Consider the following 23017-nt stretch of genomic DNA (forward strand, 5'->3'; position numbering starts at 1 on the left):
TCGCATATCTTCGACGTTCGAGGGTGCGCGCACCCTGTGGCGCCGAGACCAGGTCGGGTGATGAGAAGACGATGGCGAGCACCAGGAGACCGTGGCACGTGGGCGGTCGGCCGATCGCCGGGAGGCGGCCTGGTCGGCTGTCGGTTCCGGCGTTCGCCGTGGCGGTGCTGATCGCCTTCTCGCTCGTGGCGGTCATGCGCGGCGCGGCCGCCGTGGTCGACGTGTCGCGCATGAAGTCGTCCTGTCACATACCGATCGGGGTGTCCTGCTCGTCCGCTGGAGGCGATGACTCCCGGCTGCCCGCGACCCTCGTTCCCGAGGAGACGTTGCCCCCGACGCAGGCGATGCCGGTCGACGTCGTCCGCCTCGATGTACCTGCTTTCGCGCAGAACCCCGAACTACCCACCGGATGCGAGGCGACCGCGGTCGCGATGCTCGTCACCTACGCGGGTGCCGAGATCTCGAAGATCGAGGTTGCCGACCGGATGCCTTACAGCGCCGACGATCCGGATCAGGGCTATGTGGGCGATCCCTACAGCGACAGCGGGTGGACCATCTACCCCGCCGCTTTCGCGCAGCTGATGGTCGAGGAAACCGGCGGCTTCTCCGACCTGACGGGGGCGACCCTGGACGATCTGCGGGAGTCACTCAGGCAGGGCAAACCGGTGGTCTGTTGGGTGGCCATGCACGGGTTCTCCGTCCACGCCATCGTTGTCACGGGGTTCGACGCGGAGCGCTTCTACTACAACGATCCGTGGACGGGCGAGAAGGACGCGGTCATGAGCGCCGGGGAACTCGGCCAGGTCTGGGATGCCCTCGATCTGCGGGCTCTCAGCTACTGAGGATCAAGGCAGCGACGTAAGCGCGGGGGCCACATCCCTGTCACGGGACACGGAGGGAATATCCCTGCCGCCTCCTCGCGCTACACCCTCGGAATCGGCAAGAAGACAAAACTGAGGAAGAAGAGATCAGATCATGCCGTACACAACCACCAACCCCTACACCGGTGAGATCGTGAAGACCTTCCCGACCGCGACCGACGAGGAGGTCACCGCGGCGATCGCGGCGGCCGACACGGCATTCCAGTCGTGGAAGAACACCCCTATCGCCGAGCGGATGCAGGTACTCGCCAACACCGCACGGATCCTGCGTGAGCGTCACGCCGAATACGCCCAGATCCTGACCCTGGAGATGGGCAAGCTCATCTCCGAGGCCGAAGTCGAGGTCGAGCTCAGTGCCAAGATCCTCGACTACTACGTGGAGCACGGCGCCGAGCAGTTGAACCCGCGCACGCTCCCGGCCGAAGGATTCGACGAAGGAGCCGTCAAGCTCGTCTACGAGCCCCTCGGCGTGCTCTACCTGGTCGAGCCATGGAACTTCCCCTACTACCAGATCGTGCGGGTGGGCGCACCGCAGCTGATCGCGGGCAACACTCTGCTCCTCAAGCACGCCTCGAACGTCCCGCAGGCCGCTGCCGCCTTCGAGGCTCTGTTCCGTGAGGCAGGCCTGCCGGAGGGCGTCTTCACGAACCTCTACGCCTCGCACAATCACAGCGAGCTGATCCTGTCGGACCCGCGTGTACGCGGTGTGGCGCTGACCGGCAGCGAGGCAGCCGGTGCCGCCGTGGCCGCCACGGCCGGGAAGTACCTGAAGAAGTCCACCCTCGAACTCGGAGGCATGGACGTGTTCCTCGTGCTGGACGACGCGGACGTCGACAAGGCAGCGCAATGGGCGGTGGTGGGGCGGCACTGGAATGCTGGCCAGGTGTGCGTCTCGTCCAAGCGCCTCATCGTCGTCGACGCGGTCTACGACCGGTTCCTGGAGAAGTACCGCGACGGTGTGGCGGCGCTGAAGGCCGGTGACCCGATGGACCCGGCGACGACTCTGGCCCCGCTATCCTCGCAGGATGCTGCCGATCTCCTCGCCACGCAGGTCTCCGACGCCGTCGCCGCCGGAGCGCAGGCGGAGACGCTCGGGGATCCGGTGCCTGCGCAGGGTGCCTTCTACCAGCCCACGATCCTGACCGGCATCACTCCTGACAACCCGGGCTACATCACCGAGATGTTCGGTCCGGTCACTCAGCTGTTCCGGGTCGCCGACGAGGACGAGGCCGTGCGAGTCGCCAACGACTCCCCGTTCGGGCTCGGTGGGTCGGTGTTCACGGAAGATCCTGAGCGGGCGCGCCGTGTGGCGGCCCAGATCGACACGGGCATGGTGTTCGTCAACCACCCCACCGGCGTCAAGGCCGACATTCCCTTCGGGGGAGTCAAGACCTCCGGTTACGGGCACGAGCTCATCGACCTCGGACTGCACGAGTTCGTCAACATCAAGGCCGTCGTCGAGACACCCATCGACGACGCGTTCTGATCGGCGTCATCGTATCGGTCGTCGAACCTGGCGAGCGGGATCTCACCCCCACCCCCAGGCTGTCGTCGCGGCTTTTCGAGCGCAGAAGACCCCATCATCGGCCTCCTCGGGACGATCATGCGGGCAGTCCGGCGTCCGTGGGTTTGCGCGACAGTCGGGGGCACAGGTGCCAGAATCGACGATGTGTTGAGCTCGCGACCCCCGAAGGCTGGCGAGCTGCTCGTGTCTTCTGCCGGCGGCTCGGAGGACTTCTTCGACCAATCCGTCGTCCTGCTCCTCGACTGCGACGGCGACGGTGCCCTCGGTGTCGCGCTCAACAAGCTCTCGCCGACCGAACTCGACTCGGTGCTGCCCCAGTGGCGCGATCTGGTCGCACCCCCGCAGGTGCTGTTCGCGGGTGGGCCGGTCTCGCCGAACGGCGCCATCTGCGTCGCCAAACTGGTGGACGCGGGCGAGGACCCACCTGGGTGGCGACGGGTGATCCGCGACATCGGGTTGCTGCACCTCGATACCCCCGTCGAGCTGGCCGAGGGTGGCTACAGCAACCTGCGCATCTTCGCCGGGTACTCCGGTTGGGCCCCCGGGCAGCTGGAGGACGAACTGTCGCGTGGGCTGTGGTACCGCGCATCGGCGCGCGACGAGGACATCTTCACGGCCGAACCGACCGGACTGTGGCGCCGGGTTCTGCGTCGGCAGGGCGGGCAGGCCGCACTGATGTCCACCTGGCCGACCGACCCCGAACTGAACTGACCCGGTCGCCCCGGGTCGCCGTGACGCGCCAGCCCGGGAGGGGTTCTCGGTACACTGGCAGGGGTCCGGGCGGCTGTGCCGCATCGTCCCAACTGCAAGGCAGGTTCCCGATGAAGCGTCTCGCCATGATCGCTATGGCAGGGCTGGTGGCGTTGTCCGCGTGCACCACCGAGCAAGACGATCCCACCAAGGGCGTCACGGCGCTCCCCTCGGACGCGGCCGGCATCCAGGCGTCGTTCGAGGACCTCGCTCATGACCGTGGATACGACCAGATCTCGTCGGTGCACGTCGATCCCGACCAGGGCATCGAGGTCAGCCTGCTGGCCGACGGCGCGACCGAGGACGGCCATGTGGTGACGTTGTCGTGGCCGGCGGGGCAGATCAGTGAACAGGACGGTGCGCTCGCCGAGCCGGTCCCGACGATTCCGGTGACCGACGACATCCCCATCGGTGACCTCTACACCCAGGCGCTCGACGCCATGCCGGACTGCGCGGCCGTGGAACTCACCTGGTCGGTCATGCACAACGGGGAACAACTGGCGACCGGCATCTGCGACGGTGACGCGCAGAATCCCGGGTTCGTGTCCGTCGGCGGCAGCACGGTCGATCAGTTCGGCGACCCGTACACGGCAGCCGGTGTGCAGTCCAGGCTGGCGCTCGTGAAGTCGCTGGGCATCACGAGCATCTACCGCTTCTCGATCATCGAGGGAAGCATGCCGGTCGACGTCGCCGACGAGTCCGTGACGTTGAGCGATGGCACCACCTGCGCCTGGACGCTGTACCTCAGCAGTTGGGTCGGGACGTCCTGCGCGGACGAGGACGGTACGGGACAGAGCAGTTCGGCGGACGCGAGCACTCCCTCCGAAGCGAGTGGGACGCAGGCCGGCACTCCGATCGAGATCTCGACCATCGACCCGGCGGCGGTGGGCTCGTTGGTGGAACAGGTGAAGGCGGCCGGGGACGCGGCCGGGGGCCTCGGTGGTGGGCTCATCACGCTCGAGTTCGACTCCGGGGCCAATCAGCCGGTGCTCCGTGGGGAGACCGGCACCGGTTCCATCGTGTTCGGCCTTGACGGCCAGCGACTGGCCTGACGCCGGACGCGCCGATGCACGCCGCCGATGGTTAGCATGGGGACAATGCAGGTCTGAACCGGCGAGGGGTGCATGACTGAGGTGAACGGGCGCGTCGGCCCTCGGCAAACCATTCTTGTGGTGGACGACGACGCGGCATTGGCCGAGATGTTGCAGATCGTCCTGCGCCAAGAGGGATTCGACACCGAATGGTGTGCCACGGGTGATCAGGCCTACGGAGCGTTCCTGCAGGTGCAGCCGGCACTCGTGCTGCTGGACGTGATGCTGCCGGGGATGGACGGGATCCGGGTGTGCCGCCAGATCCGTGAGACGTCCGGTGTGCCGATCATCATGCTGACAGCGAGGTCCGACACCACCGATGTCGTCCGTGGTCTCGAGGAAGGGGCCGACGACTACGTTTCGAAGCCCTTCAAGGCGAAAGAGTTGGTCGCCCGTATCCGGACAAGGCTTCGGGCGCGCGCGTCCGAGGGTGTCAGCGACGAGCTGCGGATCGGCGATCTGGTGATCTCGACCCGCTCGCACACCGTGCGCCGTGGCGAGACGGTCATCAGCCTCACCCCCCTCGAGTTCGATCTGCTGGTGGCCCTGGCACGCCGCCCGCGCCAGGTGCTGAGCCGCGAGACCCTCCTCGAGGAGGTCTGGGGCTATCGACACGCCGCCGACACCCGGCTGGTCAATGTGCATGTGCAAAGGCTCCGCTCGAAGGTCGAGCTGGACCCGGAACGGCCCGAGATAGTGATCACGGTGCGCGGCGTCGGGTACCGGGCCGGGGATACGGCGGCTGGCGTGTCCTGATGTCGCATGCCGTCGAGCGTCCCCGGAGCCACCGGCCATCCGGCCCGCGCGGGCTGTGGGGGTCGTCCCTGCCTCTTCGCGTCATCGTCACGACGCTGGGGGCTTCGGTGCTGGTGCTCGTCCTCGGCGGCTGGATGCTTCTGCAGAACGCGTCCCGAGGCATCGTGGACGCGAAGATGCAGGCGAGTTCCGCGGAGGCCACGACCGCGCTGCAGCGCATGCAGAACCAGTTGGACGACACCGACCTGCGAACGGAGTCGCTGCTCGAGCGCCTCGGGCAACTGGCCGACGAGGTGGGCACCGAACCCGGCCAGTTCAAGGTGATCATCGAGGCCTCGGCCACGGTCTACATGTCGCGGGACGTGTTGCCCGCCAGCGTGCCCGAGTCTCTTCGGGAGCAACTCGCCGACGAACCCGAGAGCGTGTTCGTGACGCCGGCCGACATCAAGTACGCCGACGGCAGCAGCACCGCCGGGGTCGCCGTCGGGGGCTGTCTGATCGCGCCGTCGGGGCAGACCTTCCCCGTCTACTTCCTGTTTCCCGCAGATCAGGAGATTCAGACGATCCTGGCTCTGCGCGGAGCGCTCTACTCGACCGGTGCTCTGCTCATCGTGGCTCTGGCCGTCATCGCCTATCTCGTCTCGCATCAGGTCACCGTCCCCATCCGTCAGGCGCGCGACGTGGCCGGGCGCATCGCCGCCGGCGATCTCGACCAGCGCCTCGAGGTGCGGGGCACCGACGAACTGGCGAGCCTGGCCACCTCCATGAACAACATGGCGGGGGAACTGCAGCGCCAGATCAGCCGGCTGGAGGATCTGTCGCGGGTGCAGCAGCAGTTCGTCTCCGACGTCAGCCATGAGTTGCGGACGCCGCTCACGACCATGCGTATGGCCGCCGAGGTGCTGTACGAGTCGCGCGACGGGTTCAGCCCCGATCACCAGCGCACCACCGAACTGCTGCACGACCAGGTGGATCGTTTCGAGTCCATGCTGACCGACCTGCTCGAGATCTCCCGGTTCGACGCGGGAGCAGCTGTCCTGAGCGCCGACGAGGTCGACGTATGGGACGTCGTGGAGCAGGAGGTCGCCGCCGAGTCGGCCGTGGCGGAGCAGATGGGCAGCCGGATCACACTGCACAAGATGGGCGCCACGACCGTCGAGGGCGACGTCCGGCGCATCCAGCGCATCGTCCGCAACCTTCTCAGCAACGCCATCGGGCTGGGGGAGGGGCGGCCGATCGTCATCGACGTCGCGGGGGACGAGGACGCGGTGGCGGTCACCGTGCGCGACCACGGGGTCGGGTTCGAGCCCTCGCAGAGCCAGATGGTCTTCCATCGCTTCTGGCGGGCGGACGAGAGCCGCAACCGGGTCGGCGGGGGCACCGGGCTCGGGCTGGCCATCTCGATCGAGGACGCGAGGCTGCACCGCGGTTGGCTGGAGGCATGGGGGCGTCCGGGTGAGGGCGCCCAGTTCCGGCTCACGCTCCCACGCACCCAGGACGTCGTCCTGGAGGATTCGCCGCTGCCCCTGGAGCCCCGTGACGCGCCCGGTGGGCCGGCCCGGCAGACGACAGGGGGGACCGCATGATGAGCCGAATCGCCAGGCACCTGGGTGTGGTCGGGGTCGTGCTGGTGCTGGCGGGCTGCGCGTCCTTCCCGACGAGCGGGCCCGTCCAACGGGCCAGCGACGCCCGCACCGCCGGTGTGGCGCCCGGAATCGACGTCGCCGCCCAGCCGCCGGATTCCGGGGCCTCGCCCGAGGCGATCCTGGACGGCTTCTTCTCCGCGCTCGAGTCGCCGGGTGAGGGCTACGCCGTGGCACGCCAGTACCTCACGGCAGAGGCCGCAGCGGCATGGGATCCGGAATCCGGCGTCACCATCTACGACACCACGGGCCAGTCGACTGCTGTCACCGACGACGACGTGGCCATTCTCCGCGCCCCGCTCGCCGGGCGGCTGGACGCCGACGGTGTGTTCACCGCGGCCGACGAGGAGAGCCTGTCGCACGACTTCGAGATGACACAGGTCGACGGCGAATGGCGCATCGGCAACCCGGGCGACGGCGTCCTCATGTCCGTGCAGCGCTTCCGCCGCGCCTTCCGCTCGGTGCCGGTCTACTACCTGGATTCCGCGGGCGAGCGGCTCGTCGCCCAGCGTGTGTTCCTGCGCCAGGAGGACCTCGCGTCGAGTTCCCCGGACGTGCTGGTGAGAGCGCTGCTGCGCGATCCGGGCAGCTGGTTGCGCCCGGCGGTGCTCGACGTCCTGCCCAGCGAGGTGCACAGCCTCGGCACGACCGTCGACGAGGACGGCATCGCGCACGTCAACCTGAGCGCCGAGGCCGAGGCCCTGAGCGCGAACCAGCGACTTCAGGCCGCCGCTCAGCTGCTCCACACGCTGCGGTATTTCACAGCTATCCAGGGCATCGAGATCGACGTCAACGGCCGGACGATGTCGATCCCGGGTGCCGATGCCGACGGGGTCGTGCGCACGGCTGCGGTCGCCCAGTTCGCGCCGGAGCGCCACGACGCCGACCGCGACCTGTACGGGATCAGCGACGGGGTGGTGGTGCGGATCGCCGCCGATCAGGCTTTCCCCGCCCGTGAGCCGGTGGCCGGACCGCTGGGCGGTACCTGGTCGGATCGTCCGGGACGAGTGGCCGTCTCGTGGACCGATGAGCGCTTCGGGGTCACCAGCGAGGACGGCCGGCGGCTCTACACCGCGGGATCGGAGGACGCCGAACCCACCCTCGTGTACAGCGGGACGAGTCTGGTCTCACCCCAGTTCGACACGGAGTCCGCGCTGTGGGCGGTGGACAACACGGCAGACGGCCCTGTCGCCGTGCGTGTATCCACCGACGGGAGCGTCAGTGTGCTGCCGATCGGCGAACTGGCGGGCGCCCAGGTGGTCGCGTTTCGCATCGGGCCTGACGAGACACACGTTGCGGTCGTCGCGCAGGTCGGTTCCGAGCAGCGTCTCGGCATGCTGCACCTACGGGGCACCGACCAACTGGTGCTCGACGGCTGGCGAGAGCTGCCGGTCAACACCAGCGACGGCCCGGTGACGCGGTTCCGTGACGTCGCGTTCACCACCGCGGATCGGCTCATGGTGCTGGGCACGAGCGATCGCTACGGCCAGTTCACCGTGTACACACTCGACATCGACGCTTCGACGGTGACGTCCCAGGGCCCGATGAGCGACGTGGACGCGGTGGGCATCACCGCGCTGGTGTCGTCCAGCACCAGCACGGTCGCCATCGTCACATCGGCCCACCGAGGTCTGCGCTACGAGGCGCAGTACCGCTGGCCGGTCTTCGTCGAGGGTGTCACCGACCTCGCCTACCCGTCGTAGGGGTGTGAGTGGCAACGGAGGCTCATGGAAGGAGATCCGCGCGCTCTCAACTGCGCTAAAGAAACGCTGACCAATGGTCCCTGAGCCTGTCGAAGGGTCAGGGAACTGTCGTCTGGTAACGGGCTTCGACAGGCTCAGCCAGCGTTGCCCGCATTGGTCAGCGGTTCCCTGGAGAAACGCTGATCAATGGTCCCTGAGCCTGTCGAAGGGTCGTGGAGCTGTCGTCTGGTAACGGGCTTCGACAGGCTCAGCCAGCGTTGCCCGCGTTAATCAGCGGTTCCCTGGAGAAACGCTGATCAATGGTCCCTGAGCCTGTCGAAGGGTCGTGGAGCTGTCGTCTGGTAACGGGCTTCGACAGGCTCAGCCAGCGTTGCCCGCATTGGTCAGCGGTTCCTTAGCGAAACGCTGATCAATGGTCCCTGAGCCTGTCGAAGGGTCGTGGAGCTGTCGTCTGGCAACGGGCTTCGACAGGCTCAGCCAGCGTTGCCCGCATTAATCTGAAGTGACCCCGGCACGTTGTCCACAGCTCGCGGGAATCTGAGCCAGGACGCGACCCCGCACCCACAATCCGGGCATGTCGACGAACGAACGCGGACGGATGCTGGCCGAGTGTGTCTCGGCGGCGACCCACCTGTTCCTCGGAGCGGCGTGCCCGGGATGCGGCCGAGCCGGCCTCGGTGTGTGCATCGCGTGCCGAGCGGCACTGGAGCCCGCGGTGCACCGCGTGGAGCGGCCGCGGTGGCCGCAGTTGCCTCCCGTCGTCGCCGGTGGCGTGTACAAGCCGCCCCTGTCGCACCTGGTCGTGGCGCACAAGGAACGCGGGTGCTGGCAGCTGGCATGGCCGCTGTCGGGCCTGGTCGCGGCCGGGGTCCGCGTGATCGCGCCGGGCGAGACGCCCGGGATCGTGCTGGTGCCCGTGCCCTCCGGCGCGCAGGCCGTCCGGCAGCGCGGCTACGACCACTGCCTGGCGCTGACGCAGGCCGCCGGACGACGGCTGGGGGTGCCGGTGCGCCGGTTCGTCCGGCGGTCGCGAGCGGCAGGCGATCAGGCTGATCGTGACCGGGCGGGACGCCTGGCTGCCCAGCAGGACACGATGGTCGCCGATGCCGTGGCCGGTCGGGCACGGGCTCGGATCGTCCTCGTGGACGACATCGTCACCACGGGCGCCACGTGCGCCGAAGCGGTCCGCGCGCTGCGCGCCGCCGGGCACGAGGTCGCCGGGATCGCCGTGGCCTGCGAGACCGTCGTCCGTGGGCGAACGCACCGGACTTCGCGTTTCGGCGACTTCTCAGGTGTTGATGGGTAACGTTGCTTTATGGCACGACCATTCGGCACGGCGATCGTCGCACCCCATCGTGGGGCGTTCGTTGGCTGGGGGTCGTGCTTTGTGTTTATCGCCGTGTCAGTCACGGGCGGCGTAGCGCTCCCGCGCCTGACCTCGTTGGGAAGGAGTGATCATGGACGTCAGCATCACCGGAAGGCACCTCACGATCAGTGAGGGTGCCCGCGAGCAGGTGACGGATCGTCTGACCACGACGATAGCCAAACTCAAGGATCGCGTGATCCGGGCGGAGGTGGAGTTCACGAAGGCCGACTCGAAAGGCAGTCCGGACGACGACATCCGCTGCGAGATCACGTTGCGGGGGAAAGGGCCGGTCGTACGAGCCTGCGCGAGCGCCTCTGACAAGCTCGTCGCCTTCGACCGCGCGGAGGACAAGCTGAAGGCCCAGCTCCGGCGCGCCGCCGATCGCCGCAAGCATCGCCGCGGACTGCGCGGATCGAAGGAGCTCTCGGAGCTCGAGCTAGCCCCGATCCCGAGCACGGCCTCCGACGAGCAGGTCGTTCCCACGACCCGCGTGGCCGGGCTCGACGTCACCGGCGACGGGCCCCTGGTCGTCCGTGAGAAGCGTTTCGCGACGTCCCCTCTGACCCTCGCGCAGGCACTCGACGAGATGGAGCTCGTCGGCCATGACTTCTTCTTGTACGTCGACGCCGAGACGCTGGAGCCCAGCGTCGTCTACCGGCGGCGTGCCTACGACTACGGGGTCATCCACCTCAGCATCACCGAGATCGCGCAGCAGCAGGCGATCTGAGGCCGCGATCCCGAATCGCTGATCGCCCGCCATTCGCCGGTGCCCATTCCCGGCGGGTGGCGGGCGGCTTCCACTATGCAACTAGGATGGTTCGTGCTGCCGCGGGACAGGCGCGCATCCGGTGCGTCCGGCAGCGATCACAAGGCAAAGGACGTTTCCCGTGGGTTTCATGGACCGCCTGCTCAGCGTTGGCGAGGGACGCACCCTCAAGCGGCTGGAGAAGATCGCCCAACAGGTCACCAGTATCGAGGACGACTACCTCGAGATGGACGACGAGGAGTTGCGCGCCCAGACGGACGACTTCAAGCAGCGCCATGACAACGGGGAATCTCTCGACAGTCTGTTGCCCGAGGCGTTCGCCACGGTGCGCGAGGCGTCCCGTCGCGTGCTCGGCAAACGTCCGTTCGACGTGCAGCTGATGGGCGGCGCGGCCCTGCACGAGGCAAACATCGCCGAGATGAAGACCGGCGAGGGCAAGACGATCGTCGCCCTCATGCCGAGCTACCTCAATGCTCTGGACGGACAGGGCGTTCACATCGTGACGGTGAACGACTACCTGGCCCAGTACCAGTCGGAGCAGATGGGTCGTGTGCACCACTTCCTGGGTCTCGACGTGGGCGTCATCCTCGCTCAGATGACTCCGGCGGCGCGGCGCAAGGCATACGGCGCCGACATCACCTACGGCACGAACAACGAGTTCGGTTTCGACTACCTGCGCGACAACATGGCGCTGAGCCCCGACGATCTCGTCCAGCGCGGTCACCACTTCGCGATCGTCGACGAGGTCGACTCGATCCTCGTCGACGAGGCCCGTACGCCGTTGATCATCTCCGGGCCGGCTGCGGAGAACAAGAAGTGGTACCCCGTGTTCGCCCGTCTCGCCGGGCGGCTGGAACGCGATCTCGACTACGAGGTGGACGAGAAGAAGCGCACCGTGTCGGTGCTGGCACACGGCATCGAGGCCACCGAGGACATCCTCGGCATCGACAACCTCTACGAGTCGGCCAACACCCCTCTGATCGGCTACCTGAACAACTCGATCCGCGCCAAGGAACTGTTCCATCGCGACAAGGACTACGTCGTCGAGACCGGCGAGGTGCTGATCGTCGACGAGCACACCGGGCGTACGCTCATCGGGCGCCGGTACAACGAGGGGCTGCACCAGGCACTGGAGGCCAAGGAAGGCGTCTCGATCAAGGACGAGTACCAGACGCTCGCGACGATCACCCTGCAGAACTACTTCCGCATGTACGACAAGCTGGCCGGCATGACGGGCACGGCGAAGACCGAGGAGAGCGAGTTCCAGAAGATCTACGGCCTCGGCGTCCTGGAGATCCCGACCAACAAGCCGATGATCCGCGTCGATCAGGCCGACCTCATCTATCGCACCGAGGACGCCAAGTTCAACGCCATCGTCACCGATGTCGCCGAACGCCATGAGAACGGGCAGCCGGTGCTGATCGGCACCGCCTCGGTCAACAAGTCCGAGATCCTGAGCAAGCGGCTGAAGCAGGCGGGCATCCCGCACCAGGTGCTGAACGCGAAACAGCATGCTCGTGAGGCCGCGATCGTGGCGATGGCCGGGCGCAAGGGCGCCGTCACCGTGGCGACCAACATGGCCGGCCGTGGCACCGACATCATGCTCGGCGGCAACCCCGAGTTCCTGGCCGATCAGGTGCTGCGCGAGAAGGGGATCGATCCGGTCGACAACCCCGAGGCGTACGAGGCGGAGTGGTCGGAGACGATGTCCGGACTGGAGGCCCAGGTCTCCGACGAGCACGATGAGGTCGTCGAGGCCGGCGGGCTCTATGTGATCGGTTCGGAGCGTCACGAGTCCCGCCGCATCGACAACCAGTTGCGTGGTCGTTCCGGCCGCCAGGGCGACCCCGGGGAGAGCCGCTTCTACCTGTCCCTGGAGGACGACCTGATGCGGCTGTTCAAGGCCGACGTGGTCGAGCGCGCGATGGTCACCATGAACCTGCCCGAGGACGAGCCGATCGAGGCCCGCCTCATCACACGGGCGATCGAGAGCGCCCAGAAGCAGGTCGAGGCGCAGAACTTCGAGATGCGCAAGAACGTCCTGAAGTACGACGATGTGATGAACCGTCAGCGTCATGCCATCTACGGCGATCGGACGAAGGTGCTGAACGGCACCGAGGTGGACGACCTGTTGCGCGTGACCGTCGATCGCGTCGTGCGGGCGGGCGTCCTGCAATACACGCAGGGGCTGCCGGACGACTGGGACCTGGACGGGCTGTGGGTCGAGATGAAGAAGCTCTACCCGGTCGCCCTCGATCCGGACGAGTGGGCCGACAACGACGACGCCCAGGCGCTGGCGGATGCCTTCTCCGAGGACGCGGCGGTTGCCTACGACCTGCGCGAGGAGAAGCTCGGCGAGCAGAACATGCGGGAGCTCGAGCGGCAGGTGTGGCTCACGGTGCTCGATCGCAAGTGGCGTGAGCACCTCTACGAGATGGACTACCTGCGCGAGGGCATCGGGCTACGGGCGATGGCCCAGCGCGATCCGCTGGTCGAGTACCAGCGAGAGGGCGCGCAGATGTTCGACGCCATGCGTGACGGCTTCGCCGAGGAGGTCGTGGGCTACCTGTTCAACATCGACGTCCAGGTTGTGCCGGCATCCGATTCCGCGCCCGCTGAGGGCGACTCGGCTGCCTCAGGTGGCGTGGACGAAGCGGGGGAGGCATCGTCGGCCGACGGGGACGATTCCGCGTCCACGAGCGAGCCCGCCGACCAGGCGTCGGCTGGTGCCGCTGGTGGTTCGCGGGCGTCCAGGAGGGCTTCTCGCAAGCCGGTGCGGCGACCGGTCGCGGTGCCGGACGCCGAGGAGGACGACGCCCCTGCGGAGACGGGGAGTGCCACCGGCTCGGTGGGGTCCATCCGCATCAAGGGCGCCGGTGACCAGGTCTCGGCCGGGAAGCTCAGCTACAGCGCCCCCGACGAGCAGGGGGACGAGGAGAAGCAGGCCACAGTGGCGGACGACGACCCCTATGCCGGTGTGGGACGCAACGCCCCGTGCCCGTGCGGGTCGGGCAAGAAGTTCAAGATGTGCCACGGACGCAACCCGAACGTCGCCTGACGGTTCGGTGCCGGCGCTCAGCGCGTTCGGCTTCCCGGCCACAGCACAGCGAGGCCGGCGCAGCACCATCCGCTCGTCCCTTCGGTGAGCACGGCCGTCGCGACCAGCGAGCGGCGGGACGTCTCGTAGCGGATGACGGCGTCCACGTGCCCATTGGGGTCGCGGACAAGACGGATGCTCGCCAGCCTCGCGGGATCGGCCCGGTTGTCACGCACCCAGGAGTTCAGGGTGTGCCAGGACTTGGGAGGCAGCCAGGCGCTGAACTGCGTCGACGGCCGCCGTCCGGCCAGGGCCTCCAGGAGCGCCAGCGCTATGTGGCGGGCCAGGCGGGTGGCCACGTCGGGCACGGGGATCGTCGGGGGACGGCTGTGAGCGGGTTCGTCCAGCAGGTCGAGCCAGCCGTCGCTACGGGGTTCCAGGATCATGGTGGGCATGGGTCACAGCATGGCCCATCTCGTGCGGGTGTGGCCCGCAGGACGCCGATCTGTGGAAAACTCGATTGAACGGGTGATCATCCAGACGCCTGCGGGCGGGAGGGAGGGCCGTCATGGCGCGGTTGCTGGTGTGCGTGCCGGTGGATCGTGAGCAGGCGCGTGTGATCGCGTCCGGGCTGGATCTGCCCGGCCCACTGCCGGTCTTCACCGTGACCCCCGAACTGCTCGGCACCTTCGGTCTGGAGGCGTCCGACACCGAGGAAGCCGAGTACGCGGCATTGCTGCTTGCCAGCATCTATGCACTGGCCCGGCACGGGGAGCGGCTCGTCCTCACCGCACAGGTCGACGACGGGCTGCTGGACGCCGGCTTCGAACAGACCAACGGGGGGCGGCTGCTGCGCGAGCTGCGAGCGCCCTCGGTCGAGGCGTGGTTCGCCGATGACGGTGACGCTCCCGTGGCGGGCGCGGCAGCTGCCGCGGCCGGGCTGGAACTGGACGCGGCATGGGAGACCCCCGAGGTGGCCGACCTGCTGGCCGGCCACGATCTCTTGTGGCACTCGATCGTCGAACTCGGTCGGGACTAGCCATGCCCAGGGCGATCTGGGACGGGGTCATCAGCTTCGGGCTCATCGTCATTCCGGTGAAGCTCTACGGTGCGACCGAGGAGAAGGATCCCGTCCTGCACCAGGTGCATGCCGAGGACGGCGGCCGCATCCGCTATCGGCGTGTCTGCGAGAAGTGCGGTGAGGAGATTCCGTTCGAGGGCATCGCACGGGGCTTCGAGGCCCCCGACGGGCGGGTCGCGGTGCTCACGAGACAGGACATGACGCAACTGCCGTTGCGAAGCGGCAAGACGGTCGAGATCGTGCAGTTCGTCGACGAGTCGGAGATCGACCCCGTGTACTTCGAGAAGACCTACCTCGTCGAGGCCACGGGGGTCGGTGCCAAGCCCTACGTCCTCCTGCGCGACGCACTGGCAGCCACCCGGCGAGCCGGAGTGGTGAAGGTCGCCTTGCGTTCACGCGAGTCGTTGGCGCTGGTCCGGCCCCGGGGTGACCTGTTGGTCATGGACACGATGCTGTGGCCCGACGAGGTGCGCGACCCCGCTTTCGCCCGTCCGTCCGCCGAGGTTATCGCGAGCCGTGCCGAGGTCGGTATGGCGGAGTCGTTCATCGAGCAGATGACGGGGCCCTGGCGTCCGGACGACTTCTCCGACGGCTACAGGGCCGCGCTGGAGCAGCTGGTGGCGGCCCGCCTGTCCGGTGTGCCGCTGCCGGAGGAGGCGCCGACGTCCGCGGACCAGGGCGGCGAGGTGGTCGACCTGATGGCGGCGTTGCGCGCCTCGGTGGAGGCGGCACGAAAGCGCCGCCAGAGCGCGGGTGATGCGTCCCCGGGGGCCGACAGCGGGCAGGGTAGGACGGAAGAGGCCGGCTGACATGGGCCGGTGGCAGGTGATCGGCGCGGAAGGGGCTGTGGCATGACGACGCGCATACAGGTGGACGACGAGCCGACCGCCCAGGCGATGGCTCAGACTTTGGAGTCCGCGGGCCTGGAGGTGGCGGTGGTGACCGTCGGCGGGCAGGACGAGCAGCCAGACGGTTTCCTGGTCGCCACGCCTGCGGGGGCGAGCGAGGTCGCTGCGCTCCTGCCGAAGGGCACCCGGATCAGCGAGGACGGTATCGGCTGATCGCCGCGGGGGATCGGTACCGCGAGCAGAACACGGGGCGGGGCCGTCATCGGTGGTCCGACGGACGACCCCGCCCCGGGATCAGGTCACTCCCTGGAGGTCACTTCTCGCCCTGAGCGGCCTTCATGAACCGGCGCTGGTAACTGACGACCTGGTTCGTCGAGGTGAACCGTGCCAGGTAGCTGGGCTCCGCGGTCACCACGACGCGATCCGCCATGTCCTCGAACTCCTCGCTGGCCAGCAGCCTGTCGATGTCGGGGTAGTTCTGGTCACCCTCCATCGAGCAGATGATGAGCCGCGTGTCAGGAAGGTTGGCGTTGCGTAGCACGCGCAGGTTGTGGCGGACGCCGTCCAGACCGTCGCTGCCCTCGTCGTCCTCGATGTGCCGGTACTCGACGACGGTGCGGGCCTTCTCGACCGCCTGGTCGGGGTCGAAGCCCTCGTCGGCACCCGAGAGGTAGTCGGTCGAGAGCATGTAGTCGCGCAACTGCACCTTGGCGTCGGCATCACCGGCATCGATGCGATCGAGCAACTCGACGAACTTGCGTGACTGCACCAGGCGATGGCGGATGAACGAGTTGATGAAGTACGGCCGGGCCTGCAAGGCCATCTGGGTCTGGTAGGGCTCGAACATCAGCGTGTAGTTGATGCGGTAGCCGGCCTCGTGCAGCTTGAGCGCGAGGTTGTGCCCGCGCAGGGCGTCGGCGGTGCCGGGCTCCCAGTAGCGGGTGTCCAACCGGCCGTTGCCCTCCAGCAACTGCCCGACGTTGTCGGCGTTCACGGGGCCGGTGTGCGGCACCTTGATGACGACCCGCCATTCCGAGAGCATCTCCTTGAAGAACGCCGCCTCCTCGAGGATCTTGTTGAAGTCGGGCTCGAAGGGGTTGTTCAGTTCGACCGAGATGTCGACACCGGGGCCCAGGATGCGTCCGAGCTCGGCCATCACCTCGTCCCGGGTCGAGAACTTGTGACCGACGTTGGCCTTGTCGTTGTTGATGAACAGGTCGTAGATGATGCCCGGGTTGCAGGTGAGGTTGCCGAGCAGCGGCGCGATGGGCTCGACCTCGTACGGATTCGCGCTGTCAGCGGAGTAGATCACGTTGGTGGGCCGCTTGCGTCCGTCGGAGTCGTACGAGATGTCTCGGACGAGGTTCACGTTGAGCAGGCCGTCGGGCTCCAGGTCGTACTCGAAGCGGAAACCCGCGGGGGTGTGCCCGTCAGCGGGCTTGAAGTAGTCGCAGATCCGGGCGAACTCGTCGGTGACGCCGATGTACGTCGCACGCTCGGCGATGATCGAGAGTTCCACCGGGTCGAGTCGCTTGTCGAGGACGCGCGTCAGGTGGTCGCTGACACCACGTGCCGGCTGCAGTCCGAGCGAACGGACGTAGAGGTTCAGCGGCGGCGTGAGGGGGTCGTACGGCATTGTCTATCAGGCTCCTTTGGGTGAGTTCTTGCGGGGGAGGAGATTGCGTTCGGCCAGCCCGCGCTCGATGGTCGTGATGGCGCGGGTGTGGCGGACGATGAGGTATCCCAGCGGAATGAGGAAGATGGCCAGTGCCATCGACAACGGTGCGTTGGTGGGATAGATGAACACGATGGCGATGATCACGACGAAGCCGCCGAGGGTCTCTCGCAGGCGTGCACCCTGAAGGTGCTTGCGCGTGTCGAGCAGATTGGCGAGGATGGCTTTCTTCTCCGACGTCGTCTGTTCACGCGACAGATCCTGGTAGAGCTCGGTGCGATGTTCCGTCGCGTCCCGCCGCTGCAGGATGAAGCCCCGGACGAGGTAGGCGACCGCGATCACCGCCACTCCCACCGCGAAGGGGTATTGCCCACGTGACCAGAAGATCGTGGACAGCACACCGCATGACGCGATCGTCATGAGGTAGAAAGCCCATCGGTTCGTCATGCAGCCAGCCTTCCGTTGTGATGGCGGACGAGTTCGACGTTGCCCAGCACGGAGCAGTTGTCGACCACCTCGAAGGTGAAGCCGGGGAACTCCTGTTCCTTCAACTTGATGAACGCGGGGCCCGACAATCCACCCGTGAGCTTGATCACGCTGTCGAGATCGACGACGTCAGACGCGAGCTTGACCACGTCGTACAGCACCCGGTTCATCGACTTGAGCATGGCGGCGAGCATCTCGTCCCGGGTGGCCGCCAGGGTGAGGCCGTGCCAGGCACCGGTTCGCTTCTCCAGGCTCTGCCGGTCGCCGGTGAGGTAGGGGTCGAAGGTGACCTCGCCGTCGGCGACGAACCGCTCGACACAGCTGGGCAGGTACTCGTTGTTGAACGTGGCGCGGTCGAGCTCGCGGCAGAACTGCTCGTAGAACCAGTCGATGCCGAAACCGCCCGCGGTGGTGGCGTAGATCTGCCAGACGCCCGGCAGGGCGGAGTTGCGCAGGTAGTAGCCGGGGTTGGTGACGGGCTTGTCGATCAGGATGCTGACCATGTCGCTGCTGCCGGCGGTGTTCATAATGCGGCCGGCGCGGTCGTTGCGGGCGCCCATCTGGGCCGAGGCCATGTCGTTGGTGCCGACGGCGACGGGGATCCCAGCCGGGATGCCGAAACGCTCGGCCACCTCGGGCAGCAGCGTGCCCAGGAACTCACCGGGGTTGCGGATGTCGCCGAACCACTCGTGCTTGAGCCCGAAGGCGTCGAGCAACTCCGCCGACCAGCCGCCCTGGGAGGTCGTCTCGTACAGGCCCAGCATGGACGCGTTCACGAGGTCGACCATCCATTCGCCGGTGAGGCGGTGGTGCACATAGGTCGGCAGGTGCCCGATGCGGTACGTGTTCTCCAGCACCTCGGGCTCGTTCTGCTGCATCCACAGGATGGTCATGATGCCGGCGCCGCCCGCGAAGGGGTAGATGCCCGCGATGGACAGGTACCGCTCCTTGCCGACGACCTCGTCGATGTAGTCGGTGATGGCGCGGCTGCGGCGGTCCATGTGCGTGATGATGTTCGGGTAGGCCAGCGTCCCGTCCTCGGCGATGAAGACCGGCGAGGGGGAGAACGTGTCGTAGCACAGGGCGCCGACCTGCGAGCGGAGATCGGCGGGCAGCCGCTGCGCGGCCTGCTCGGTGGCTTCGAAGAGCACGTCCGGATCGATCTCGACCTTCTCTCCCGGCAGCAGGATGTAGGGGTATTCCTGCTTCTGCGAGGCGAGCACGGTGAGGTTGTCGTCCAGCACCTCCATCTTGACTGTGGAGGTGCCGAAGTCGATGGACAGGTAATACATCGCGGTGATGATCCCTTCTCAGGCCTGGAAGTTGTGGAGTCGTTCGAGACCGGACTCCAGCGCGGTGCGGATCTCGGCCTCCTGCTCGGGGGTGACGGGGCGGATCGGGCGGCGCGGGGCGCCGGCGTGGTAGCCGCGCAGGTTCATGGCGGCCTTCAGACTCGCGACCCCCTGCTTGCCACCGCCGCTCTTCGCCACGGCGGCCAGGATGCGGTAGTAGCGGCGAGCGGCCTCGGGGCTCTCGCCGAAGTAGAGGTCGGTGAGCCGGGCGCACTCGTCGGGCAGGTAGTCGGACGCGGAGACGACGCCGCCGATGCCCCCGAAGGCGAGGGCGGTCATGATGTTGCTCAACGAGCCGGCGAGCACTTCGAAGTCGTCGCGAGCCCCGGCGGCGAGCATGTAGTCGGCCATCATGGCGGGCGAGGTGTCCTTGATGCCGTCGATGTTCGGGTGGTTGGCCAACTCGGTCAGCGCGTTCGGCGGGACGACGACCCCGTTGGCGTAGCCCGGGGCCACGTACAGGAGGATCGGGACCGGGCTGGCATCCGCGACCGCGGTGTAGTAGTCGATGAGTGCCGGCCCGTTCGCCAGCTTGGCGAAGTAGTTGGGGGTCAGGACGGAGATGTAGTCGATCCGGTCCATCCAGGGTTCCAGCGATCTGATGAACTCGATCGTGGTGCGCGTGGACTCACGGCCCGCGCCGGCGATGAGGGTCTTGTCGCCCTTGAGCCCGGCGGCCGTGCCGATCACGGTGCGGGACTCGTCGTCGTCGAGCGCCTTGAACTCGCCGTTCGTGCCGAGCACCATGTAGCCGGCGACGCCGGTTTCCCCCCACAGCCCGAAGTTGTGCTCCAGTGCGGCGACGTCGACGGCGTCGTCCCTGCCGGCATCGAAGGGTGTGGCGACGGGGATGATGATGCCGCGCAGTTTCTCGCTCATGGATCTCCTTTGTTCGATGGATCGACTCGTCGATGGCCTGGGGGACGTGGGGGCGGCCCCTTTCGGTGGCCGCCCCCACGTGGTGGTTAGAGCGCTTGGAAGAACTGGATGAGGCCGATCACGCCCATGACGGTCATGGCCACGCCGGAGATCGCGAGGATCACCTGCATGAGTGGCTTCATACGCAGATTCGCCGGTAGCACCTTGTGTTCTGTGTAGAGCAGGATGAACGCCCACAGGCCCAGGGCGAACACGCCGCCAAGGATGCCCGCGAACGAGATCACCACCGTGTAGCTCACACCCGAGACGGCGAGGATGATGGCAGTGCCGAGGGTGTAGGTGGCGACGGCGAGCTTGACCTTGAACCAGTTCTTCGGGTTGTTCAGGGCCGGGAAGGCCGGCGAGAACGCCTCACGGAACGTGTACGGATAGGTCGTCGTCAGCAGTGCCTGCATCGAACCCCAGAAGGCGCACCAGATGGCCAGCTGATACAGGTACTTCAACACCGGGAGGATGTTCGTGAAGAACCGTGCCTGCTCCTCCAGGATGTTCGTGTCGCTCGGCACCTGACGCACCCCGTCGGTGCCGAGGATGACGGTGCCGAGGATCATGAAGGTCATGGCGAAGATGCCGACCGCGATGAACGAGGTGACGGCGTCGATCTTGACGGCCTTGACGCCGAGGCGAGCGCGATCGAGGTTCTCGTCGTCCTGGGCGATCGGGATGAGTTGGCCAGGGCCCAGCGCCTGAAGCTGCGCGTTGATCTCCGCGTTGTCGGAGCGGCCGAGCATGCCCCAGGTCTTCTCGCGGAAGGTACCGACGTAGCCGATGTAGTCGTAGAGGCCGCCGCCGAGAGCGCCCAGGTACGAGATGATCTCCATCGGGATGGCGCGTGCGGCGACCGACGGGAAGTCGGCCTGCACCCAGTCCGGGTAGCTGCTGGGCAGCTGCGGCAGGAGGCCCTCGAGGACGCCGCCCCAGTTCGGGGTCGAGACGAACACCGCGATGAGCGAGAAGAACACCATGATGCCGACGATGACGGTCTGCAGGTTCTCGACGACGCTGAAGTTCTTGATCCACAGCGTCGCGTAGGCGATGAGGCCCCACAGGATGCCTGCCCACAGCCAGTTGCCGCTCTGACCGGTGAAGGTCCACGGGGTCCACTGCGACAGGGCGAGGATGTAGGCGACGCACCATGCCGGGAAGCAGACGGCCGCGAGGATGCCGAAGAACACGGCCAGCCAGTGGCGGCCGATGCCCGACGTGCCGACGCCGGGGAGCAGGTGCCCCATGCGCTGGAACGGATGCTCACCGGTGATCACCATGTAGCGACCGGCGGCGTAGGTCACCGTGGCCTTGAAGATCGCACCGAAGAGGAACGTCCACAGGATCGTGTAACCAAAAATGGCGCCACCGCGAGTGGCGGAGAAGATCTCGCCGTTGCCGATGGTGACCGAGGCCAGGATGAAACCCGGGCCGACAATGCTCAACAGGTCGAAGAACTTCTTGGAAGAGAGCTTCGGCTCTTGTTCGGGATACCGCAGAGGCTCCAGTACGGGTTGTTCAACCCCAGTACTCATCGGATCGCTCCTTTGTGACCGGGGAGCTGCGCCGGGTGCGACAGCTCCGGAACCGCCACCGACCCGCCGAACAATATTGATACGGGCGAGTCGTGGGTGGAATGCGTCGCGCGGCATGCGTGACGCGGAGGATGGCTGAAGTCCAGCGCCTCGGCGGGCCGGTTCGTCACGGCGGATGTCCTCGGTTCGTTCCGGGGGATCGCCTGACCGGTACGCTTGTTGATCGCTGGCAACGCTGCCTCCTTTTTCGGCTGGAGGGCGTCGGCCCGTGGGGCACCTTTGCCGTCCAGCTTCCTATAGCATAGTTGGCCAAACGTGAGTCGGTCAAGAAGGCTCGCGCTTCGGGAAGACGACCGTCGGGGCTTGTCAGAACCCGTCGGTCGTCACCGGATTGGCGTCCAATCGCGGCTTCTCCGGGGCGCTGTCACGCGGCGACGGCGACTCCCGGACGTCCTTGATGTCGGCCGAGCCATCCAACCAACTTTCCTATATCATAGTGGTGTCCGGAGGGTTTGTGAAAACCCGAGGCTCCCGGAGGTCAGCCCATCGTCCGAGTTGGCCTCCCGGCCGCTGGCAACGAAGCCACGTGCCCACACACGCACGTGTCACCTGAAAGGGAGTAGTGCATGCAGATCAACAAGATCGCGGTCGTCGGGGCAGGCTACATGGGGGGTGGCATCGCGCAGGAGTACGCGATCGCCGGGCACCCTGTCGTCCTGGCCGACGTGGACGCGGAACTGACGCGTAAGAACCGGGCACGCCTCGTCGCGGAGGCCAAGGACTGGGAGGAGCGAGGCCTGTTCCGTCCGGGTGAGGCCGCCCTCGTCGAGCAGAACCTCTCCGCGGGCGAGAGCATCGAGGCGGCCGTGGCCGACGCCGATTACATCCAGGAAGCCGTTCCGGAGGTGCCCGAGATCAAGGAGCAGGTGTATCGCCGGATCGAAGCGGCCTGCCGGCCCGACGCCGTGATCGCGAGCAACACCTCCACCCTGCCGATCGGGCAGCTGGCCGAGGCCCTCGAGCACAAGGGACGCTTCCTCGGCGTCCACTTCTCTAACCCCGCGCCGTTCATCCCCGGCGTCGAGATCATCGCCCACGAGGGAACAGACGAGGCGATCGTCCCCGATGTCGAGGCGCTGGTCGCCCAGACCGGCAAGCTCACCGCGCGTGTCAAGGACTCGCCCGGTTTCTGCCTCAACCGCCTGCAGTACGCGCTGCTCAAGGAGGCCATCAACATGGTGGACGAGGGGGTCGTCACGGCCGAGGACCTCGACATCGTCGTGCGGACGACCTTCGGGTTCCGTCTGCCGTTCTTCGGGCCGTTCGCCATCGCCGACATGGCAGGTCTGGACGTCTACCTGAACTGCTTCCGCACCTTCGAGGACCACTACGGTGAGCGTTTCGCCACCCCCGAGGGCCTCAAGGAACTCGTCGCGGGTGGCCATCTCGGCACGAAGAAGGGTGGCGGTTTCGTGATCCCGGCGGGCGACACCACCGAGTTGGTCGCCTACCGCAACACTGCCTACGGACGCCTGGCACGCCTGGTGGACGAACTCGGCCAGGCGCCGGCCGTCAAGTGACACCACCAGAATCCGACA

The 23017-nt window shown here is 67.1% G+C and carries 20 protein-coding genes; 14 read left to right on the top strand and 6 right to left on the bottom strand.

The annotated features are described in order from the left end of the window. The first annotated feature begins 71 nt into the window (after nt 1–71). The 10 genes from FB473_RS04945 to secA all read left to right on the top strand — a co-directional run bounded on the left by FB473_RS04945 (nt 72) and on the right by secA (nt 13539). Nucleotides 72–842 carry a C39 family peptidase gene (locus FB473_RS04945; protein ID WP_167165345.1) on the top strand — a complete coding sequence of 257 codons (771 nt, stop codon included), beginning with the start codon at nt 72–74 and terminating at the stop codon, nt 840–842. 133 nt (nt 843–975) lie between these two features. Continuing rightward, nucleotides 976–2367: an NAD-dependent succinate-semialdehyde dehydrogenase gene (locus FB473_RS04950; protein WP_167165346.1), complete on the top strand. Its 1392-nt coding sequence runs from the start codon at nt 976–978 to the stop codon at nt 2365–2367. A gap of 117 nt (nt 2368–2484) precedes the next feature. After that, on the top strand, nt 2485–3117 hold the full coding sequence (locus tag FB473_RS04955) for a YqgE/AlgH family protein (protein WP_167165347.1): 633 nt from the start codon (nt 2485–2487) through the stop codon (nt 3115–3117). A gap of 125 nt (nt 3118–3242) precedes the next feature. Then, nucleotides 3243–4208 carry a hypothetical protein gene (locus FB473_RS04960; protein ID WP_167165348.1) on the top strand — a complete coding sequence of 322 codons (966 nt, stop codon included), beginning with the start codon at nt 3243–3245 and terminating at the stop codon, nt 4206–4208. A gap of 72 nt (nt 4209–4280) precedes the next feature. Beyond that, nucleotides 4281–5003: an MtrAB system response regulator MtrA gene (gene mtrA / locus FB473_RS04965; protein ID WP_167165349.1), complete on the top strand. Its 723-nt coding sequence runs from the start codon at nt 4281–4283 to the stop codon at nt 5001–5003. Then, entirely contained in the window at nt 5003–6589 is a 1587-nt protein-coding gene (gene mtrB / locus FB473_RS04970; protein WP_167165350.1) for an MtrAB system histidine kinase MtrB, read from the top strand. Before mtrA ends, mtrB begins: the two co-directional genes overlap by 1 nt. After that, complete coding sequence (locus FB473_RS04975) at nt 6586–8349, top strand: LpqB family beta-propeller domain-containing protein (protein WP_167165351.1); 1764 nt, start codon at nt 6586–6588, stop codon at nt 8347–8349. The genes mtrB and FB473_RS04975 overlap by 4 nt, the downstream gene beginning before the upstream one ends. Before the next feature lie 574 nt (nt 8350–8923). Then, on the top strand, nt 8924–9655 hold the full coding sequence (locus FB473_RS04980) for a ComF family protein (RefSeq protein WP_167165352.1): 732 nt from the start codon (nt 8924–8926) through the stop codon (nt 9653–9655). Nucleotides 9656–9806: 151 nt separating this feature from the next. Then, complete coding sequence (gene hpf, locus FB473_RS04985; RefSeq protein ID WP_167165353.1) at nt 9807–10442, top strand: ribosome hibernation-promoting factor, HPF/YfiA family; 636 nt, start codon at nt 9807–9809, stop codon at nt 10440–10442. 160 nt (nt 10443–10602) lie between these two features. Next, nucleotides 10603–13539: a preprotein translocase subunit SecA gene (gene secA / locus FB473_RS04990; protein WP_446680465.1), complete on the top strand. Its 2937-nt coding sequence runs from the start codon at nt 10603–10605 to the stop codon at nt 13537–13539. Between the two features lie 17 nt (nt 13540–13556). Here the strand turns inward: secA and FB473_RS04995 are convergent, their stop codons facing one another. Next, the gene (locus FB473_RS04995) at nt 13557–13973 is read right to left on the bottom strand and encodes an Rv3235 family protein (RefSeq protein ID WP_167165354.1); all 417 of its coding nucleotides are present in this window, start codon (nt 13971–13973) and stop codon (nt 13557–13559) included. Between the two features lie 113 nt (nt 13974–14086). Here FB473_RS04995 and FB473_RS05000 point away from each other — a divergent pair, with 113 nt between their 5' ends. The 3 genes from FB473_RS05000 to FB473_RS05010 are packed head-to-tail and all read left to right on the top strand — an operon-like array spanning nt 14087 to nt 15660. After that, the gene (locus FB473_RS05000; RefSeq protein ID WP_167165355.1) at nt 14087–14557 is read left to right on the top strand and encodes a DUF6912 family protein; all 471 of its coding nucleotides are present in this window, start codon (nt 14087–14089) and stop codon (nt 14555–14557) included. Between the two features lie 2 nt (nt 14558–14559). Continuing rightward, nucleotides 14560–15408, top strand: a complete 849-nt coding sequence (gene ku / locus FB473_RS05005) for a non-homologous end joining protein Ku (protein ID WP_167165356.1) — start codon at nt 14560–14562, stop codon at nt 15406–15408. A 42-nt stretch (nt 15409–15450) separates the two neighbouring features. Then, entirely contained in the window at nt 15451–15660 is a 210-nt protein-coding gene (locus FB473_RS05010) for a hypothetical protein (protein WP_167165357.1), read from the top strand. 100 nt (nt 15661–15760) lie between these two features. On the opposite strand, the gene FB473_RS05015 is transcribed toward FB473_RS05010, so the two are convergent. The 5 genes from FB473_RS05015 to FB473_RS05035 form a co-directional block, all read right to left on the bottom strand. Further along, on the bottom strand, nt 15761–17083 hold the full coding sequence (locus tag FB473_RS05015) for a transaldolase family protein (protein ID WP_167165358.1): 1323 nt from the start codon (nt 17081–17083) through the stop codon (nt 15761–15763). Nucleotides 17084–17089: 6 nt separating this feature from the next. Next, nucleotides 17090–17569 carry a hypothetical protein gene (locus FB473_RS05020; protein WP_167165359.1) on the bottom strand — a complete coding sequence of 160 codons (480 nt, stop codon included), beginning with the start codon at nt 17567–17569 and terminating at the stop codon, nt 17090–17092. After that, entirely contained in the window at nt 17566–18900 is a 1335-nt protein-coding gene (locus tag FB473_RS05025) for an FGGY-family carbohydrate kinase (RefSeq protein WP_167165360.1), read from the bottom strand. Before FB473_RS05025 ends, FB473_RS05020 begins: the two co-directional genes overlap by 4 nt. A gap of 18 nt (nt 18901–18918) precedes the next feature. Then, complete coding sequence (locus tag FB473_RS05030; protein WP_167165361.1) at nt 18919–19839, bottom strand: dihydrodipicolinate synthase family protein; 921 nt, start codon at nt 19837–19839, stop codon at nt 18919–18921. Between the two features lie 86 nt (nt 19840–19925). Next, on the bottom strand, nt 19926–21419 hold the full coding sequence (locus tag FB473_RS05035) for an Nramp family divalent metal transporter (protein WP_167165362.1): 1494 nt from the start codon (nt 21417–21419) through the stop codon (nt 19926–19928). A 626-nt stretch (nt 21420–22045) separates the two neighbouring features. Between FB473_RS05035 and FB473_RS05040 the strand changes: the two genes are divergently transcribed. Then, nucleotides 22046–22999 (top strand): 3-hydroxyacyl-CoA dehydrogenase family protein, encoded by a 954-nt coding sequence (locus tag FB473_RS05040; protein ID WP_167165363.1) that lies wholly within the window; start codon nt 22046–22048, stop codon nt 22997–22999. Nucleotides 23000–23017 lie beyond the last annotated feature (18 nt).

The sequence above is a fragment of the Brooklawnia cerclae genome, assembly GCF_011758645.1.
Taxonomy (GTDB): domain Bacteria; phylum Actinomycetota; class Actinomycetes; order Propionibacteriales; family Propionibacteriaceae; genus Brooklawnia; species Brooklawnia cerclae.

Bases quoted from the DNA above. Each gene is read 5' to 3' on its own strand.
- FB473_RS04945 (WP_167165345.1), top strand. From the start codon at position 72: ATGGCGAGCACCAGGAGACCGTGGCACGTGGGCGGTCGGCCGATCGCC.
- FB473_RS04950 (WP_167165346.1), top strand. From the start codon at position 976: ATGCCGTACACAACCACCAACCCCTACACCGGTGAGATCGTGAAGACC.
- FB473_RS04955 (WP_167165347.1), top strand. From the start codon at position 2,485: ATGCGGGCAGTCCGGCGTCCGTGGGTTTGCGCGACAGTCGGGGGCACA.
- FB473_RS04960 (WP_167165348.1), top strand. From the start codon at position 3,243: ATGATCGCTATGGCAGGGCTGGTGGCGTTGTCCGCGTGCACCACCGAG.
- mtrA (WP_167165349.1), top strand. From the start codon at position 4,281: ATGACTGAGGTGAACGGGCGCGTCGGCCCTCGGCAAACCATTCTTGTG.
- mtrB (WP_167165350.1), top strand. From the start codon at position 5,003: ATGTCGCATGCCGTCGAGCGTCCCCGGAGCCACCGGCCATCCGGCCCG.
- FB473_RS04975 (WP_167165351.1), top strand. From the start codon at position 6,586: ATGATGAGCCGAATCGCCAGGCACCTGGGTGTGGTCGGGGTCGTGCTG.
- FB473_RS04980 (WP_167165352.1), top strand. From the start codon at position 8,924: ATGTCGACGAACGAACGCGGACGGATGCTGGCCGAGTGTGTCTCGGCG.
- hpf (WP_167165353.1), top strand. From the start codon at position 9,807: ATGGACGTCAGCATCACCGGAAGGCACCTCACGATCAGTGAGGGTGCC.
- FB473_RS04995 (WP_167165354.1), bottom strand. From the start codon at position 13,973: ATGCCCACCATGATCCTGGAACCCCGTAGCGACGGCTGGCTCGACCTG.
- FB473_RS05000 (WP_167165355.1), top strand. From the start codon at position 14,087: ATGGCGCGGTTGCTGGTGTGCGTGCCGGTGGATCGTGAGCAGGCGCGT.
- ku (WP_167165356.1), top strand. From the start codon at position 14,560: ATGCCCAGGGCGATCTGGGACGGGGTCATCAGCTTCGGGCTCATCGTC.
- FB473_RS05010 (WP_167165357.1), top strand. From the start codon at position 15,451: ATGACGACGCGCATACAGGTGGACGACGAGCCGACCGCCCAGGCGATG.
- FB473_RS05015 (WP_167165358.1), bottom strand. From the start codon at position 17,083: ATGCCGTACGACCCCCTCACGCCGCCGCTGAACCTCTACGTCCGTTCG.
- FB473_RS05020 (WP_167165359.1), bottom strand. From the start codon at position 17,569: ATGACGAACCGATGGGCTTTCTACCTCATGACGATCGCGTCATGCGGT.
- FB473_RS05025 (WP_167165360.1), bottom strand. From the start codon at position 18,900: ATGTATTACCTGTCCATCGACTTCGGCACCTCCACAGTCAAGATGGAG.
- FB473_RS05030 (WP_167165361.1), bottom strand. From the start codon at position 19,839: ATGAGCGAGAAACTGCGCGGCATCATCATCCCCGTCGCCACACCCTTC.
- FB473_RS05035 (WP_167165362.1), bottom strand. From the start codon at position 21,419: ATGAGTACTGGGGTTGAACAACCCGTACTGGAGCCTCTGCGGTATCCC.
- FB473_RS05040 (WP_167165363.1), top strand. From the start codon at position 22,046: ATGCAGATCAACAAGATCGCGGTCGTCGGGGCAGGCTACATGGGGGGT.